Origin of the sequence: Pseudomonas sp. UBA6276 (genome assembly GCF_002438365.1) — a bacterium.
Lineage (GTDB): Bacteria > Pseudomonadota > Gammaproteobacteria > Pseudomonadales > Pseudomonadaceae > Aquipseudomonas > Aquipseudomonas coleopterorum.
The window spans coordinates 1-16624 of sequence record NZ_DJUS01000117.1 but is presented as its reverse complement, the minus strand read 5'-3'; the positions used below and the strand labels follow the sequence as shown (position 1 = coordinate 16624).

General features: G+C 62.6%; 15 protein-coding genes and 1 pseudogene. 11 read left to right on the top strand and 5 right to left on the bottom strand.

From position 1 onward, the window contains the following. Positions 1 to 21 precede the first annotated feature (21 nt). The 3 genes from B2V21_RS14035 (at position 22) to gcvH (ending at position 3326) form a co-directional block, all read left to right on the top strand. Positions 22 to 1647 carry an ABC transporter permease gene (locus B2V21_RS14035; protein ID WP_286917162.1) on the top strand — a complete coding sequence of 542 codons (1626 nt, stop codon included), beginning with the start codon at positions 22 to 24 and terminating at the stop codon, positions 1645 to 1647. A gap of 168 nt (positions 1648 to 1815) precedes the next feature. After that, the gene (gene gcvT / locus B2V21_RS14030; protein WP_286917161.1) at positions 1816 to 2898 is read left to right on the top strand and encodes a glycine cleavage system aminomethyltransferase GcvT; all 1083 of its coding nucleotides are present in this window, start codon (positions 1816 to 1818) and stop codon (positions 2896 to 2898) included. Positions 2899 to 2942: 44 nt separating this feature from the next. Next, positions 2943 to 3326, top strand: a complete 384-nt coding sequence (gcvH, locus tag B2V21_RS14025; protein WP_286917160.1) for a glycine cleavage system protein GcvH — start codon at positions 2943 to 2945, stop codon at positions 3324 to 3326. A gap of 36 nt (positions 3327 to 3362) precedes the next feature. Here the strand turns inward: gcvH and tauD are convergent, their stop codons facing one another. The 4 genes from tauD to tauA are packed head-to-tail and all read right to left on the bottom strand — an operon-like array spanning position 3363 to position 6840. Then, positions 3363 to 4196 carry a taurine dioxygenase gene (gene tauD / locus B2V21_RS14020; RefSeq protein ID WP_286917159.1) on the bottom strand — a complete coding sequence of 278 codons (834 nt, stop codon included), beginning with the start codon at positions 4194 to 4196 and terminating at the stop codon, positions 3363 to 3365. Positions 4197 to 4227: 31 nt separating this feature from the next. After that, on the bottom strand, positions 4228 to 5058 hold the full coding sequence (gene tauC / locus B2V21_RS14015) for a taurine ABC transporter permease TauC (RefSeq protein ID WP_049860279.1): 831 nt from the start codon (positions 5056 to 5058) through the stop codon (positions 4228 to 4230). Beyond that, positions 5055 to 5891, bottom strand: coding sequence for a taurine ABC transporter ATP-binding subunit (gene tauB / locus B2V21_RS14010; protein ID WP_286917158.1), 837 nt, complete (start codon positions 5889 to 5891; stop codon positions 5055 to 5057). The genes tauC and tauB overlap by 4 nt, the downstream gene beginning before the upstream one ends. Before the next feature lie 28 nt (positions 5892 to 5919). Beyond that, positions 5920 to 6840, bottom strand: coding sequence for a taurine ABC transporter substrate-binding protein (tauA, locus tag B2V21_RS14005; RefSeq protein ID WP_376787068.1), 921 nt, complete (start codon positions 6838 to 6840; stop codon positions 5920 to 5922). 471 nt (positions 6841 to 7311) lie between these two features. Here tauA and B2V21_RS14000 point away from each other — a divergent pair, with 471 nt between their 5' ends. The 7 genes from B2V21_RS14000 (at position 7312) to ssuB (ending at position 14159) form a co-directional block, all read left to right on the top strand. Continuing rightward, positions 7312 to 8652, top strand: coding sequence for an OprD family porin (locus B2V21_RS14000; protein ID WP_056844722.1), 1341 nt, complete (start codon positions 7312 to 7314; stop codon positions 8650 to 8652). Between the two features lie 152 nt (positions 8653 to 8804). Next, entirely contained in the window at positions 8805 to 9443 is a 639-nt protein-coding gene (locus B2V21_RS13995) for a peroxiredoxin (RefSeq protein ID WP_049860275.1), read from the top strand. Between the two features lie 243 nt (positions 9444 to 9686). Further along, a complete protein-coding gene (gene ssuE, locus B2V21_RS13990; RefSeq protein ID WP_049860274.1) occupies positions 9687 to 10280 on the top strand; it encodes an NADPH-dependent FMN reductase in 594 nt (197 codons plus the stop codon). Positions 10281 to 10361: 81 nt separating this feature from the next. Continuing rightward, positions 10362 to 11327, top strand: a complete 966-nt coding sequence (locus B2V21_RS13985; protein WP_286917157.1) for a sulfonate ABC transporter substrate-binding protein — start codon at positions 10362 to 10364, stop codon at positions 11325 to 11327. A gap of 76 nt (positions 11328 to 11403) precedes the next feature. After that, the gene (ssuD, locus tag B2V21_RS13980) at positions 11404 to 12552 is read left to right on the top strand and encodes an FMNH2-dependent alkanesulfonate monooxygenase (protein ID WP_049860272.1); all 1149 of its coding nucleotides are present in this window, start codon (positions 11404 to 11406) and stop codon (positions 12550 to 12552) included. A gap of 9 nt (positions 12553 to 12561) precedes the next feature. After that, positions 12562 to 13350 (top strand): aliphatic sulfonate ABC transporter permease SsuC, encoded by a 789-nt coding sequence (ssuC, locus tag B2V21_RS13975; protein ID WP_049860271.1) that lies wholly within the window; start codon positions 12562 to 12564, stop codon positions 13348 to 13350. After that, complete coding sequence (gene ssuB / locus B2V21_RS13970) at positions 13347 to 14159, top strand: aliphatic sulfonates ABC transporter ATP-binding protein (protein ID WP_286917156.1); 813 nt, start codon at positions 13347 to 13349, stop codon at positions 14157 to 14159. Before ssuC ends, ssuB begins: the two co-directional genes overlap by 4 nt. 289 nt (positions 14160 to 14448) lie before the next feature. Here the strand turns inward: ssuB and B2V21_RS13965 are convergent, their stop codons facing one another. Then, positions 14449 to 15825 carry a glutamine synthetase family protein gene (locus B2V21_RS13965; protein ID WP_043192283.1) on the bottom strand — a complete coding sequence of 459 codons (1377 nt, stop codon included), beginning with the start codon at positions 15823 to 15825 and terminating at the stop codon, positions 14449 to 14451. Between the two features lie 555 nt (positions 15826 to 16380). Here B2V21_RS13965 and B2V21_RS13960 point away from each other — a divergent pair. After that, positions 16381 to 16624, top strand: a pseudogene (locus B2V21_RS13960) (glutamine synthetase); the annotation flags it as partial.

Here is a 16624-nt window from a genome sequence, read left to right as displayed (position 1 = left end):
TGAAAACCACGAGTGAGCCCATTGTCCTCTTACGTCCAACGCCGTTGGTATCCGCTGGTCTTGGCCGTGGTCGGGCTCGTGCTCTTGCCGCTGAGTGTGCTGGCGCTGTCCTGGCAAAGCATCGACCTGCAGATCTGGTCCCATTTGTGGGACACGCAGATGCCGCGGCTGCTGGGCAACACGCTGACTCTGGTGGTGGGCGTAGGTACGGGTGTGACGGTGATCGGCGTCAGCCTGGCGTGGCTCACCAGCCTGTGTGAATTCCCCGGGCGGCGCTGGCTCGACTGGGCGCTGATGCTGCCGTTTGCCATCCCTGCCTATGTGCTCGCCTTCGTGTTCGTGGGCCTGCTGGATTTTGCCGGCCCCGTGCAGAGCCTGCTGCGCGAGTGGTTCGGCAACGGCCTGCGCCTGCCGCGGGTGCGCTCCACGGGCGGAGTGATCATCGTGCTGGTGCTGGTGTTCTATCCCTATGTCTATCTGCTGGCACGGACCGCGTTCCTGGCTCAGGGCAAGGGCTTGATGGAAGCGGCGCGCATGCTTGGCCAATCACCCTGGCAGGCCTTCTGGCGAGTCGCCCTGCCGGTGGCCCGGCCCGCCATCGGGGCCGGTGTGGCCCTGGCATTGATGGAAACCCTGGCGGATTTCGGCGCCGTGGCGGTGTTCAATTTCGATACGTTCACCACCGCCATCTACAAGACCTGGTACGGCTTCTTCAGCCTTTCCAGCGCGGCGCAGTTGGCCAGCTTGTTATTGCTGGCCGTGATGCTGGTGCTCTATGGCGAGCGTCGCGCCCGTGGCCAGGATCATGCGGCCAGCGAGCGCCCGCGCGGGCAGGCGCTGTATCGGCTGAGCGGATTCAAGGCATGGCTGGCCAGTGGCTGGTGCGCGCTGGTGTTCGCCTGCGCCTTTGTCGTGCCCATGGTGCAATTGGTCGCATGGTGCTGGCAGCGCGGACGCTTCGACCTCGACGAGCGCTATCGTGAGCTGATCCTGCATACCCTGTACCTGGGCGCCATGGCCGCGCTGATCACCGTCGCGGTGGCGTTGTTGCTGGCGTTCGCGCGGCGTCAGGCGCCCACGCCGGGCATTCGCGCCGGTGTGGCGATCGCGAACCTGGGTTATGCCCTGCCGGGATCGGTGCTGGCGGTGTCGCTGATGCTGGCTTTCAGTTTTCTCGACCGCGAACTGGTGGTGCCAGTGTCCAGTTGGCTGAGCGGCGCCGGTCGGCCGTTGCTGCTTGGCAGTGTGGCGGCGCTGCTGGTCGCCTACCTGGTCCGCTTCATCGCGGTGGCCTACGGGCCCCTGGAAAGCAGCCTGGCACGCATTCGCCCATCCCTGCCCGAAGCATCGCGCAGCTTGGGTGTGGGCGGTGCGCGGCTGTTCTTCAAGGTCTACCTGCCACTGTTGCTGCCTGGCACGCTCAGCGCAGCGCTGCTGGTGTTCGTCGACACGTTGAAGGAGATGCCGGCCACTTTGCTGATGCGTCCATTCGGCTGGGATACGCTGGCGGTGCGCGTCTTCGAAATGACCAGCGAAGGCGAGTGGGCTCGTGCTTCGCTGCCGGCCCTGACCCTGGTGCTGGTCGGCTTGCTGCCGGTCATCGGGCTGATTCGACGTTCGGCGCGCCAGCTGGGTCGAACTCACTGATCCAAGCTTCAGGTATAACCACCGCGACCTTGTCGCTACAGATATCACCACTGCGACCTTGTCGCGTTGGATGTCATCACGCGACCTTGTCGCTACAATGCGCCGCATCCGGCGCAGGCACCAAGGACAATCCGCCTGCGCTTTCGCCACGCCCGGAAGGAGAAACCCATGGGACAGCGTACGCCTCTGTATGACCTGCATCTTGCCCTCGGCGCAAAGCTGGTCGATTTTGGCGGTTGGGACATGCCCCTGCATTACGGCTCGCAAGTCGAAGAGCATCACCAGGTACGTCGCGACTGCGGCGTCTTCGACGTGTCGCATGTGACCGTGATCGATATCCACGGGCCGGATGCCCGGGCGTTCCTGCAACACCTGCTGAGCAACGATGTGGGCAACCTGACCGCAATCGGCCAGGCCTTGTACAGCGCCATGCTCAATGAGCAGGGCGGAGTGGTCGATGATCTGATCGCCTACCTCACCGAGGATGGCTATCGCCTGGTGGTCAATGCCGCCACCCGCGATAAGGACCTGGCTTGGCTGAGCACTCACTCCGATGGGTTCGATGTGCAGTGGCGCGAGCGTCCCGAGTTGGCGCTGCTGGCGGTGCAAGGGCCCGAGGCGCGGCGCAAGGTCGCCGATCTGTTGGGCAGCCAGCGCCGCGAATTGCTGCTGCGATTGGAACCCTTCGAAGGGCGCCACCAGGGCGACTGGTTCATTGCTCGCACCGGCTATACGGGTGAAGACGGCATCGAAATCGTCTTGCCTGCGGCCCAGGCCGCCGACTTCTTCAACGAATTGATCGGCGCCGGTATCTCGCCCATCGGCCTGGGAGCGCGCGATACGCTGCGTCTGGAAGCAGGCATGAATCTGTATGGCCAGGACATGGACGAGGCGAACTCGCCATTGGCTTCGAACATGGCCGGCAGCGTGGCGTGGCAACCGACCTCGCGGGCCTTCATCGGGCGTGAGGCGCTGGAGCGCGAGCGGTCAGTCGGGCCGGCGATGAAACTGGTCGGCTTGGTGCTCGAGGAGCGCGGCGTGCTGCGCGCGCATCAGGTGGTGCGGATTGCCGGAGTTGGCGAAGGGGAGATCACCAGTGGTAGTTTCTCACCTACGCTGAGCAAGTCGATTGCACTGGCGCGTGTACCCATGGCGACCGCTGACCGTGCGGAAGTCGAGATACGCGGCAAATGGTACCCGGTACGGGTGGTCAAGCCGACCTTCGTCCGGCATGGTAGCACCCTGATCTGAATCGTATGGCGGGCTGGCCGCTGACCCTTGTTGAGGACAATGATATGAGCGATATCCCTGCTGAACTCCGTTTTGCCGAAAGCCACGAGTGGGCGCGCCTGGAAGCTGATGGCACGGTGACCGTAGGCATCAGCGACCACGCCCAGGAAGCCTTGGGTGACGTGGTGTTCATCGAGCTGCCGGAAGTCGGCAAGGTGTTCGCCGCTGGTGATCAAGCCGGTGTGGTGGAGTCGGTGAAAGCGGCGTCCGATATCTACTCGCCGGTAGGCGGTGAAGTGATCGCCATCAACGAGGCACTCGCCGACGCTCCCGAGAGCGTCAACGGCAAACCCTACGGCGCTTGGTTCTTCAAGCTCAAGCCTAGCACTGCCGGTGAATTGGACAAGCTGCTCGATGCCGCAGGCTACAAGGCCGCCATCGGCGAATGATGGTCAGCGGGGGCGGCCATTGCCACCCCCGCCCGTTCAGAACGGTCGATCCCCCAATATCGTCGCACGATGCATCACGCGTCGCTGCGGTCGGTAGTCGTCGATCGCGTAATGCTGGGTCACGCGGTTGTCCCAGAATGCCACATCCCCTTGACGCCATTGCCAGCGCACACAGAACTCCGGTCGCGTGGCGTGGGCGAACAGCAAGTCGAGCAGCGCCCGACTCTCCGCCGCCGACAGCTCGTTGATACGGGTGGTGAAGCCATCATTGACGAACAATGCCTTGCGCCCGCTGACCGGATGGGTCCGCACCACCGGGTGCGACAGCGGTGGATGCTGCTGCCGGGTCTGCTCCCAGCGTGCCAGGGCCTGGGCATCGTTGCCGAAGCGTTCGAGCGGGAACGACTTGGCGAAATCGTGGGTGGCGGTCAGGCCGTCGAGCAGGATCTGCAAGGGCGCGGACAAGGCCTCGAACGCGGCGATACCGTTGGCCCAGCAGGTGTCGCCGCCAAAGGGCGGGACCTGTTGGGCCGTCAGTATCGCGCCCATTGCCGGTTCCGCGAGAAAGGTGACATCGGTGTGCCATATGGCATTGTCGCGCACATCGGTCACGGTGGTGTCGAGCACCAGCACTTCGGGTTGCCCCGGCACGCTGGGGTAGATCGGATGGATGTGCAGGTCACCGAACTGGTGCGCCAGCCGGGCCTGCTGGGCCGGCGTCAGTGGCTGGTCGCGCCAGAACAAGACCTGATGGGCGAGCAGCGCGGCGTCGATCTCGCGTTGCTGCGCCGGGGTCAGCTCCCGGCTCAGGTCGACGCCTGCGATGACCGCGCCGATGGTGGGGCTCAAGGGGGTGATGTGCAGAGTCATGTTGGTCAGCTCTGTTGGTGAAATCGGTGATTCAGTGGCTCTGGCCGTGCCAGGGCACCAGCCGTCGTTGCAGGGCGCGCAAGCCCATTTCCAGGCCAAAGGCGATCAGCGCGATCACCAGGATGCCCAGTACCACCACATCGGTGACCAGAAACTGCGCGGCCGACTGCACCATGAAACCCAGGCCGCTGGTGGCGGCAATCAACTCGGCGGCGACCAGGGTCGACCAACCGACGCCCAGGCCGATGCGGATACCGGTGAGGATCTCCGGCAGGGCGCTGGGCACGATCACATGACGAATCAGCTGCGCCCGTGTGGCACCCAGCGACTGCGCAGCGCGCAGCCGGGCCGGATCGACGTTGCGCACACCGGTGGCCGTGGCGATGGCGATCGGAGCGAAGATCGCCAGGTAGATCAGCAGCACCTTCGAGGTCTCGCCGATACCGCACCAGATCACGATGAGCGGCAGGTAGGCCAGCGGTGGAATGGGCCGATAGAACTCGATCAATGGGTCGAGGATGCCTTGGGCAATGCGGTTGTGGCCGATGGCGATGCCCACCGGGATGGCGAACAAAACGGCAAAGACCAGGGCCAGGCCGATGCGCCCCAGGCTGGCACCCAGGTGCTGCCACAAGGTTGCGTCCATGTAGCCCTGGGTTGCCAGCAGCCAGGCTTTGTCCAGCACGGCACCCGGCGATGGCAGGAACAGCGGTTCGATCAATTCGCTGGCGGTGACCGCCCACCAGAGCAGCAGCACGCCGGCCAGGGTCAGTGTGCTGATGGCTCGCGTACTCAGACGCCAGGGTCGGCGCGCAGCGGGCTTGCGCGTGCGGTCGATGGCTTCGGTCGGATAGTGGCTCATGCCAGTGCCTCGCGTGCAGTGGGGCCCTGTGGAGAAACACGCTGGGCGAACTCTCGTTGTGCAGATTCTCGTTGTGCAAATACCTGAGCCAGGACGTGCTCGCGGGTCTCGATGAATCGGGGGTCGGACTTGATCGCCCGGGCGCTCTCGCCTGCGGCGTAGCGCTGGCCGAAATCCAGGCTCAGACGCTCCTCGACATGCCCCGGATTGGGTGCGAGCAGAATCAGGTCGGTGGCCAGAAACACCGCTTCTTCGATGTCATGGGTGATCAGAAATACCGGCTTGGCGGTCCGTTGCCAGACCTGCAGCAGCAGTTCCTGCATCTGCTCCCGCGTGAACGCATCCAATGCGCCAAAGGGTTCGTCCATCAACAGCACCTGCGGATCGGCCGCCAGCGCTCGGGCCAGACCCACGCGTTGCCGCTGACCACCGGAGAGCTGCCACACCTGCCGCTCGGCGAAACCGGCCAGATCGACCAGCGCGAGCATTTCACGCGCCCGCGCTTCACGCTGCGGCCGGGCGATGCCCGCCAGTTGCAGACCGAAGGCGACATTGGCCAGCACGTCCTGCCAAGGCAGCAGGGCGTCATCCTGAAACACCACGCCACGGTCCGCCCCTGGACCTTTTACCGCGACCCCGTCCAGGGTGATGCGGCCACTGCTGGGCGGCACGAAACCGGCGATCAGGTTCAACAACGAGGTCTTGCCGCTGCCCGAGGGACCCAGCGCCACGCACAGTTGCTGTGGGCCCAGGCTCAGGGAGATGTCCTGCAACACCGGCTGCGCAGCGCCCGGGTAGTGGGCACCGATACGGTCGAGAATCAATTGGGCCACGGTCGTACTCCGTTGGGCGTGCGCGTGATCACTGAACGAACTTGGCGCTGACGTAAGGCGTGTAATCGGGCAGCACGGCTTCCAGCTTGCCCTGTTCCTTGAGGAACTCGGCCGTCTTGGCCACCGCCTTGGCAGTACCGCCACCCAGCAGCGCGTCCGAAGCCTGGGCCTCGGCGTCGGGGTAGGTGGAGCCGGCGAGCAGATCGGGAACATCCGCGGCATTGGCGCCTGTCAGCTTGGCGATCTTGCGCACCGGCTCGGAGTCGGCGGTCCACTGCGCCTGGTTCTTCGCGTAGTCGGCGAAGGAATCCAGGGTGACCTTGGCAAATTTGGCGATTACTTCAGGGTGCTTCTCGGCGTAATCCTTGCGCGCCACCCAGACCTCGAAGGTCGGTGCGCCCCATTGGCCGACCTGCGCGGCATCGGTCAAGGTCTTGCCACTCTTGCGGATCTCGCCCAATGCCGGCGACCAGACGAAAGCGCCATCGATGTCGCCACGCTTCCACGCGGCGGCGATTTCGGCGGGCTGAAGATTGACCACCTTGACCTTGCCCTCCAGGCCCCAGTGCTTCAGCGCGCCGAGCAGGCTGTAGTGGGACGTGGAAACGAAGGGCGTGGCGATGGTTTTGCCCACCAGTTGCTGGGGATTGTCGATACCGCTGCCGTTGCGCACCACCAGGGCTTCAGCGGAATTGATCTGCGCCGAAACAATGAAAGCGACAATGGGGAGTTTGCGTGAAGTGGCAGCCGCCAGCGGACTCGACCCCAGGTTGCCGATCTGTACATCGCCCGAGGCGATGGCCGTGACCACTTCCGGGCCGCTGTTGAAGCGGCGCCAGTCGATCTTCTCGCCAATGGCCTTTTCATAGACGCCATCGGCTTGGGGCACCTTGCTGGGGTCGATGCCGGTCTGGTAGCCCACGGTCAACGGGGCGGCCTGGATGCCCATGGCCAGGCCCGTCAGGGCCAGAGTGGTGAACAGTTTTCGTACGAAGCGCTGCTTGGCCATGGTGGTTGCCTTTGCAAGAGTCAGGGGGGCGGTGAGCGTCCAGCACGCGCTTCTGGCGCGTGAAGTGAGGTGCCGGGTCGGCGAATGAGCAGAATCTAAACGATATAAGAAACGGCTTTGAAATACCGTTTGGGAATTAGCTTATGTTTGGCAATCGGATTGAACTTTTTTGTTTGGAAGGTTGCAGTTGTTATGCAATTAAATTCTAAAAAAACTTGAAACAATTCTTTTTGGTTTTGTGAAAATTTCGTTAATCTCGGCACCCAGAGTTTGGCTTAGACCAAGGTCTCGAATCGGCTTGTAAACATTGACTAACTGGTCACGCTTTAGCGCTAATCGCGCATCGGCGGACAAGGGGCATCAGACCCCGACCAAAGACACCACAAAAATTAGAAACCAGAGGAGCATCACATGTACAAGCAGTCGCTCGCCGTAGCCATCGCGCTCGCCAGCATCTCCACCAGTGTTTACGCCGCCGATCCGGCACCCTCGGGTTTCCTCGAAGCCAGCAAAGCAACGCTGAGCTCGCGGACCATGTACTTCCGCAACGATACCCGCGAAGGCACAGCGAACGACCAGGAAGAATCGGCCCAAGGCTTCCTCTTCAACTTCATCTCTGGCTACACCCCCGGCACCGTCGGCTTCGGTCTGGACGTACAGGCCATGAGCGGTATTCACCTGGACGGCGGCCGCGGTCACCACCCGAACAACAACAGCTTCTTCCCGAGCGACACCGATGGCTCGGCCGAGAAGACCTGGTCGCGTCTGGGCGCGAACGGCAAGGTCAAGTTCGCCAAGTCCGAACTCAAGGTGGGTAGCGCACTGCAGCCCAACCTGCCGATCCTGGTGTCCAACGATGGTCGCCTGCTGCCTGCTACCTACCAGGGCGGTATCCTGACCTCCAAGGACCTGGACAACTTCACCTTCACCGTTGGTCGACTGAACAAGTCCGCGGGTCGTGCTACCAGTAACTACTCGGGTCTGGGCGTCGGCGGTGCTACTCAAGACACCAACAACTTCCAGTTCGCCGGTGTGGACTGGAAAGCCACCAAGGACCTGACTCTGCAGGTCTACCACGCGCAACTGGAAGACTTCTACAAGCAGACCTTCCTGGGCGCCGTGCACGTGTTGCCACTGGGTGAAGATCAGTCGTTCAAGACCGACCTGCGCTACTTCGACAGCCGCTCCGACGGCAAGAACGGTGACGTTGGCTATCGCTTCAACAACAACAGCGGCTACGCCAGGACCCCAGGTGAAATCGACAACAAGACCTGGAGTGCCATCTTCACCTACAGCATCGCTGGTCACGCGTTCCTCGCCGGCTACCAGCAAGTGGGCGATGACGGCGGCATGCCGTTCATCAACAACGGCAACGTCGTCGATGGCAACGGCCGCAACGAAGGCAACGGCGGTTCCAGCGTCTACCTGTTCACCGACAGCATGGTCAACTCGTTCACCCGTGCTGGCGAGAACACCACGTTCGCCCAGTACTCCTACGACTTCAGCCGTGTCGGCGTACCTGGCCTGAAGGCTTCGATCGCCTACCTGCATGCCGATGACATCAAGGCAGCCGGGACCGGTGATTCGGACAACTCCGAGTGGGAACGCGACATGCGCGTCGACTACGTGATCCAGAGCGGTCTGCTGAAGAACTTCGGCGCCACCCTGCGTAACGGTACCTACCGCAGCGACGTGGGCACCAACGTCGATCAGACTCGTCTGATCTTCAACTACACGTACGCTTTCAAGTAATACGTGCCGTTGGAAAAAGCCCGCCGCGTGCGGGCTTTTTCGTTTGTGGCGCAGCGTTATTCCAGATTCGCCTAGCACCAGCACCATCCATTCTTTTTGTTTCCCGGCCGCCCGGTGCACAGTCATGCGCACAACAGTCCAGGAGCAGCACCATGACCATTCGACTCGGCGACATCGCCCCCGACTTCCAGCAGGAATCCAGCCAGGGCAGCATCAGTTTTCACCAGTGGCTGGGTGATCAGTGGGGCGTGCTGTTTTCGCACCCGGCCGACTTCACACCTGTCTGCACCACCGAGCTGGGCTTTACCGCCAAGCTGGCCGACGAGTTCGCCAAGCGCAACGTCAAGGCCATCGCCTTGTCGGTGGATCCGGTCGAGTCCCACCAGCGCTGGATCGGCGACATCGACGAGACCCAAGGCACGACCGTGAACTTTCCGATTCTGGCCGACGCGGACCGCAAGGTGTCCGAGCTTTACGATCTGATTCATCCGAACGCCAACGACACCCTGACCGTGCGCTCGCTGTTCGTCATCGATCCGAACAAGAAGGTCCGGTTGACCATCACCTATCCAGCCAGTACCGGGCGCAACTTCCACGAGATCCTGCGGGTGATCGACTCGCTGCAACTCACGGACAACCACAAGGTGGCGACTCCGGCCAACTGGCAGGATGGTGACGATGTAGTAATCGTGCCTTCGCTCAAGGACGAAGAAGAGATCAAGCAGCGCTTCCCCAAGGGCTACAAGGCGGTGAAGCCGTACCTGCGCCTGACCCCACAGCCCAACCGCTGAGCACCTGCCCTGTAGCAGCGGTGCAAGCCGCGTTCGGCGTTTGCGGTGCGTCAGATGTACCGTGTTTACCGGTGACGCGGCTTGCGCCGCTGCTACAGGGGGCGCAGTGGCTTGTATATGTTTTTATCGAATAACCAAATGAATAAATATGATTTAAAGATATAAATCCTGCCTGTTACTGTTCCCTCCATTCCGGCGACTTCTCCAGAAGCGCTCCGACTTCGCTATTCAAGGATTTACCCCATGCTCGTCGTATCTCTGGGCGGCAGCCCAAGCGTGCGCTCGCGCTCCGGTGTACTGCTGGAACGCGGCAAGCAGTGGCTGCAGCGTAAAGGCGTCGAAGTGGTGACGTTCCAGGTGCGGGACTTCCCGGCCGAAGACTTGCTGCACGCCCGTTTCGACAGCCCGCACGTACTGCATTTCATCGAGTTGGTCGGCAAGGCTGACGGCCTCATCGTGGCAACGCCGGTGTACAAGGCCTCGTTCTCCGGTGCGCTGAAGACGCTGCTGGACCTGCTCCCCGAGCGCGCCCTGAGCAACAAGGTGGTGCTGCCCGTCGCCACCGGCGGCAGCATCGCCCACATGCTGGCGGTGGACTACGCGCTCAAGCCCGTGCTGGCCTCGCTCAAGGCGCAGGAAATGCTTCAGGGCATCTTTGCCGACGACAGTCAGATCGCCTACGGCGAAGGCAGTGTCGCAGCCCAATTGGCACCGGCCCTCGAGCAGCGGCTGGAAAGCGCCCTGGAGGAATTCCACGCCTTCCTGCTGCGTCGACCCCAGACCCATGACCCGGCCTTGCTCACGCAAAGCCTGCGCAGTGCCCGCTGGAGCATCTGAACCGAACTGCCGTATCCACCTTACTCGCCCGCCAACGGGCAAGCAGGTGCAACCCAATTCCCTCTGCAAAAGGAGAGTGCCATGCGCACCCTGTTCTTGCGTCGTGGTGTGGTCGCACTGTTTGCTGCGGCTGTGTCGTTCGGCGCCATTACCCAGGCCCAGGCTGAAACCCTGCGCATCGGTTATCAGAAATACGGCACGCTGGTGCTGCTCAAGGCCAAGGGCACGCTGGAGAAGCGTCTCGCGGCACAGGGCGTGGACGTCAAATGGACCGAGTTTCCCGGCGGGCCGCAACTGCTCGAAGGCCTCAACGTCGGCTCGATCGATTTCGGCGTGACCGGAGAAACCCCGCCGGTGTTCGCCCAGGCCGCCGGTGCCGATCTGCTGTACGTGGCCTACGAGCCGCCAGCCCCGACCAGCGAAGCGATCCTGGTGCCCAAGGATTCGACCATCCGCTCGGTCAGTGAGCTCAAAGGCAAGAAGGTCGCGCTGAACAAGGGCTCCAACGTGCATTACCTGCTGGTGCGCGCGCTGGAGGAGGCGGGGCTCAAGTATTCCGACATCCAGACCGTCTACCTGCCGCCTTCCGACGCGCGCGCCGCCTTCGAGCGCGGCAGCGTCGATGCGTGGGTCATCTGGGACCCCTACCAGGCCGCTGCGGAGCAGCAGTTGCAGGCCCGCACCCTGCGTGACGGTCAAGGCATCGTCGACAACCTGCAGTTCTACCTCGCGACCAAGCCCTATGCCCAGAAGCACCCGGAGGTGATCACCGCCCTGGTCGAAGAAGTCCGCGCGGTGGGTGAATGGTCCAAGGCCCACCCCGAAGAAGTGACCGCCCAGGTCGCGCCGCTGCTGGGCCTGCCTGCCGACATCACCCTGACCTCGGTGAAGCGCCAGGGTTACGGTGCGCAGTTTCTCAACCCGCAGACCGTTGCCGCGCAGCAGAAGATCGCCGACAGCTTTCACCAGCTCAAGCTGATCCCCAAGCCGCTGCGCATTCAGGATGTGATCTGGACACCGCCGGCCATTGTAGCCAAGGCGCCGTGAATCGCCCCGTTTCAGCCACTGCACAATTGCACCGGTGCCACGGCACCGGTTTCGAGCCACGTCAGGAGACAACTCCATGAGCCTCAACATTTTCTGGTTTCTTCCCACCCACGGCGACGGCCATTACCTGGGCACCGCCGAAGGCGCGCGGGCGGTCGACCATGGGTATCTGCAACAGATCGCCCAGGCCGCCGATCGCCTGGGCTACGGCGGCGTACTGATTCCGACCGGGCGTTCGTGCGAAGACTCCTGGCTGGTGGCGGCCTCATTGATTCCGGTCACCCAGCGCCTGAAGTTTCTGGTGGCCCTGCGTCCGGGCATCATTTCGCCCACCGTGGCGGCGCGTCAGGCCGCGACCCTGGACCGGCTGTCCAATGGCCGCGCACTGTTCAATCTGGTCACCGGCGGCGACCCGGATGAGCTGTCCGGCGACGGGCTGTTCCTCACCCATGAGGAACGCTATGAAGCCTCGGTGGAATTCACCCGCATCTGGCGTCGTGTGCTGGAAGGCGAAACCGTCGACTACGATGGCAAGCACCTCACCGTCAAAGGCGCCAAACTGCTTTATCCCCCGGTGCAGCAGCCACGTCCGCCGCTGTACTTCGGCGGCTCTTCCGACGCCGCCCAGGACCTTGCCGCCGAACAGGTGGAGATGTACCTGACCTGGGGTGAACCGCCAGCGGCCGTGGCCGAGAAGATTGCCCAGGTGCGCGAGAAGGCGGCCAAGCTCGGCCGCACCGTACGGTTCGGGATTCGCCTGCACGTGATCGTGCGGGAAACCAACGAAGAAGCCTGGCACGCCGCCGAACGGCTGATCGCCCATGTCGACGACGACACCATTGCCCGTGCCCAGGCCTCGCTGGCGCGCTTCGACTCTGTAGGCCAACAGCGCATGGCTGCGTTGCATGGCGGCAGCAAGGACAAGCTGGAGGTGAGCCCCAACCTGTGGGCCGGCGTCGGCCTGGTTCGTGGTGGCGCCGGTACCGCGCTGGTCGGTGATGGTCCGACCGTGGCCGAGCGGGTCAAGGAGTACGCCGCGCTGGGCATCGACACCTTTATCTTCTCCGGCTACCCGCATCTGGAAGAGTCGTACCGCGTGGCCGAGTTGCTGTTCCCGCACCTGGACGTGCAGCGCCCCGAGACACCGACCGGCGCCAATTACGTCAGCCCCTTCGGTGAGATGGTGGCCAATGACATCTTGCCCAAGGCCGCGGCCAAGCGCTGAGAATCTGTCATGAGTACATCAAGCAAAATCATCCACCGGCTGGCGCCCTGGGCGCTGCCAGTGGGCCTGCTGTTGATCTGGCAGGTGGCGGTCAGCGTCGGCTGGCTGTCGACACGTATCCTGCCGGCGCCCAGCGCGGTGTTCGAGGCGGGTGTGGCGTTGTTCAAGTCCGGGGAGATCTGGACGCATCTGGCCATCAGTGGCTGGCGCGCCGGCATCGGCTTTGCCATCGGTGGCGGCATCGGCCTGGTATTGGGGCTGATCAGCGGCCTGTCGCGCTGGGGCGAGCGCCTGCTCGACACCTCGGTGCAGATGATCCGCAACGTCCCGCACCTGGCGCTCATTCCGCTGGTGATCCTGTGGTTCGGTATCGACGAGTCGGCGAAGATCTTTCTGGTGGCCTTGGGCACATTGTTCCCGATCTACCTGAACACCTACCACGGCATCAAGAACGCCGACCCCGCGTTGGTAGAAATGGCTCGCAGCTATGGCCTGTCCGGGTTTCGTCTGTTCTGGCAGGTGATCCTGCCCGGAGCCTTGCCTTCCATTCTGGTCGGCGTGCGTTTCGCCCTGGGTCTGATGTGGCTGACGCTGATCGTGGCGGAAACCATTTCCGCCAGCTCGGGCATCGGCTACCTGGCCATGAACGCGCGTGAATTCCTGCAGACCGACGTCGTGGTCCTGGCCATCGTGTTGTATGCGATTCTCGGCAAACTGGCCGATCTGGCGGCGCGTGGGCTGGAACGGGTGTGGTTGCGCTGGCATCCGGCCTATCAAACCAAGGGAGGTGCGGCATGACCGTGTTCAAGGAACAACCGCAGAACCTGCGGCGCGGGATTCCCCTGGCGGTTCGTCAGTTGCGCAAGACCTTTGGCGAGCGCGAGGTGCTGCGCGACATCGACCTGAACATCCCGGCCGGGCAGTTCGTGGCCATCGTCGGTCGCAGCGGTTGCGGCAAGAGCACCTTGCTGCGTCTGCTGGCGGCCCTCGACCAGCCTACCAGCGGCCAGCTGCTGGCCGGCTCGGGTCCGCTCAGTGAGGCGCGCAACGATACTCGGCTGATGTTTCAGGAAGCTCGCTTGTTGCCGTGGAAACGGGTCATCGACAACGTTGGCCTGGGGCTTTCCGGCAATTGGCGCGAGCAGGCCCTGCAGGCGCTCGAAGCGGTGGGGCTGGCCGAACGTGCCAATGAATGGCCGGCGGCGCTGTCGGGGGGGCAGAAGCAGCGTGTGGCCTTGGCGCGGGCGCTGATCCACAAGCCGCGGCTGTTGCTGCTGGACGAACCCTTGGGTGCTCTGGATGCCTTGACGCGGATCGAGATGCAGCAGTTGATCGAGAGCCTGTGGCGCAAGCACGGCTTCACCGTGTTGCTGGTGACCCATGATGTGTCCGAAGCCGTGGCGATTGCCGACCGGGTGATTCTGATCGAGGAGGGGCGTATCGGTCTGGATCTGGCCGTCGAGCTGCCGCGGCCGCGGGCTCGCGGTTCTCATCGCCTGGCGGCGTTGGAAACCGAAGTACTCAATCGGGTATTGGCGTTACCGGGCAATCCACCGGAGCCAGAGCCCCCGTCACCATTGCCGACCCAGTTGCGCTGGGCGCGTTGAACCGGACGCGGTACGTCAGGTAGTCCGCACACACCGCCGACGCGGCTCGCGCCGCTGCTACAGGGATTGCATATCCAGAAGATACGGTGATCCCCTGTAGCAGCGGCGCAAGCCGCGTCCGGTTGCGATGCGGTGCACCTGCCGCACCGCAATCCAGGAGACACGAGGGACCTATGTAGCAGCGGCGCAAGCCGCGTCCGGGGACGACGCGGTATACCTGCTGCACCGCAGCCCAGCAAATGCGTTCGTGAACACCGCGGCATGGCAGGCATACCGCGGCACCCGGCCGTTACACCGTGTGCAGGTACCAGTTGTATTCCAAATCCGAGATGGAGTGTTCGAACTCTTCCAGCTCACTTTCCTTGCAGGCCACGAAGATATCGATGTATTTCGGATCGATGTACTTGGCCAGCACCTCGCTGTCGTCCAGCAGGCGCAGGGCATCGCGCAGGTTGGTCGGCAGGCTCTGCTCGTTCTGCTCGTAGGAGTTGCCCGTCACCGGCTCATTGGGCTCGACCTGGTTGGTCAGGCCATGGTGCACGCCAGCCAGAACCGCAGCCATCAGCAGGTAGGGATTGGCATCGGCACCGGCGACGCGGTGTTCCAGGCGCACGGCATCCGGTGTCCCGGTGGGCACGCGTAGCGCCACGGTCCGATTGTCCAGGCCCCAGCACGGGGAGTTGGGCACATAGAACTGAGCACCGAAGCGGCGGTACGAATTGACGTTCGGGCACAGGAACGCCATCGACGCGGGCAGGGTCTCGAGCACACCGCCGATCGCGTGACGCAATGCGGCGTTCTGCTCGGGATCCTCACTGGTGAAAATGTTCTTGCCGTCCTTGTCCAGGATCGAGATGTGCACGTGCAAACCGTTGCCCGCCTGGCCCGGGTAAGGCTTGGCCATGAACGTGGTGTCCATCTCATGGTCGTAGGCGATGTTCTTGATCAGGCGCTTGAGCAGCACCGCATAGTCGCAGGCCTTCATCGCATCGGCGACGTGGTGCAGATTGACCTCGAACTGCGCCGGCGCACTTTCCTTGACGATGGCGTCGGCCGGAATGCCTTGTTCCTTCGCCCCTTCCAGAATGTCCTGCAGACAGTCCACGTACTCGTCCAGATCGTCGATCAGATACACCTGGGTCGAATGCGGACGCTTGCCGGAAATGGGTGAGCGCGGTGGTTGCGGGCGACCGTTCACGTTCTCCTGGTCGATCAGGTAGAACTCCAGCTCGAACGCGGCGCAGATGGTCAGGCCCATGGCGTCGAATTTCTCGACGACCTGGCGCAGCACTTCACGCGGATCGGCGAAGAAGGGTTCGCCTTCGAGTTCGTGCATGGTCATCAGCAACTGCGCAGTAGGGCGCTTCTGCCAAGGCTCGTTGCACAGGGTGTCGGGGATGGGATAGCAGATCCGATCGGCATCGCCGATGTCCAGGCCAAGGCCGGTGCTTTCCACGGTGGAGCCGTTGATGTCCAGAGCAAACAGCGAGGCGGGCAGATTGATGCCTTTCTCGTAAACCTTGTGGAGGCTGGTGCGTTCGATGCGCTTGCCGCGCACCACACCATTCATATCTGCAATCAGAAGGTCGACGTACAGAACCTCAGGATGTTCCTTAAGGAATGCGTTCGCTTCGTTGAGCTGAACGGCACGCGGGGGTACCGACATGATGCAACACCTTTGTTGTTAAAAATATCAATCATTGGGTTGAGCAGGTTTCAGTCAATCCGAAAGCCAACATGAAGTCAAGCGAGCCAGGTTTTGCCCTGAAAGGGCGCTGTTGAGCCTCTTTTGCTGCATATCAGGGCGCGCGTGACAGGCAATTAAGGCACTTTGCAACTGCATGAAAAGTGCACGGTGAAGTTTGCAGGTCGAGAGTTGTGGAAAAAAATGAACAAGGCTAAGCTCGTTTTCAACCCGTCATTTCAATAAGACCGAGGGTGAATCATGGCACGCCTGCCATTATCTGATTTCAGTCGCTGCAGCCGCCGGTTGCCAGCGGCCAGAATAATTGACAGCCCACGGCGTTGCGTCTCTGTTTTTTTGTCCGTCATGTACTGCCTTTGCCCTGAAACCGCTACCCTGAGCCTCACGTTCCGGCCGGGTATCGAAAGGCCGGGCGGGCATCGTGGTGCCCTCGCTTGACCGCTTTTCCAACGACGCCCATGCGTCAACAAGTGCCTGGCTCGCCGCGAGCCGGGTTAATGGCCTCCTGAGGTATTTATGAGTCCCAACCTCGACCAGCTCACCGATTGGTTGAAAGAACACAAGATCACCGAAGTCGAATGCCTGATCGGCGACCTCACCGGGATCACCCGCGGCAAGATCTCCCCGACCAACAAGTTCATCGCCGAAAAGGGCATGCGCTTGCCGGAAAGTGTTTTATTGCAAACTGTGACCGGCGATTACGTGGAAGACGACATCTACTACGAATTGCTCGACCCCGCCGACATCGACATGATCTGCC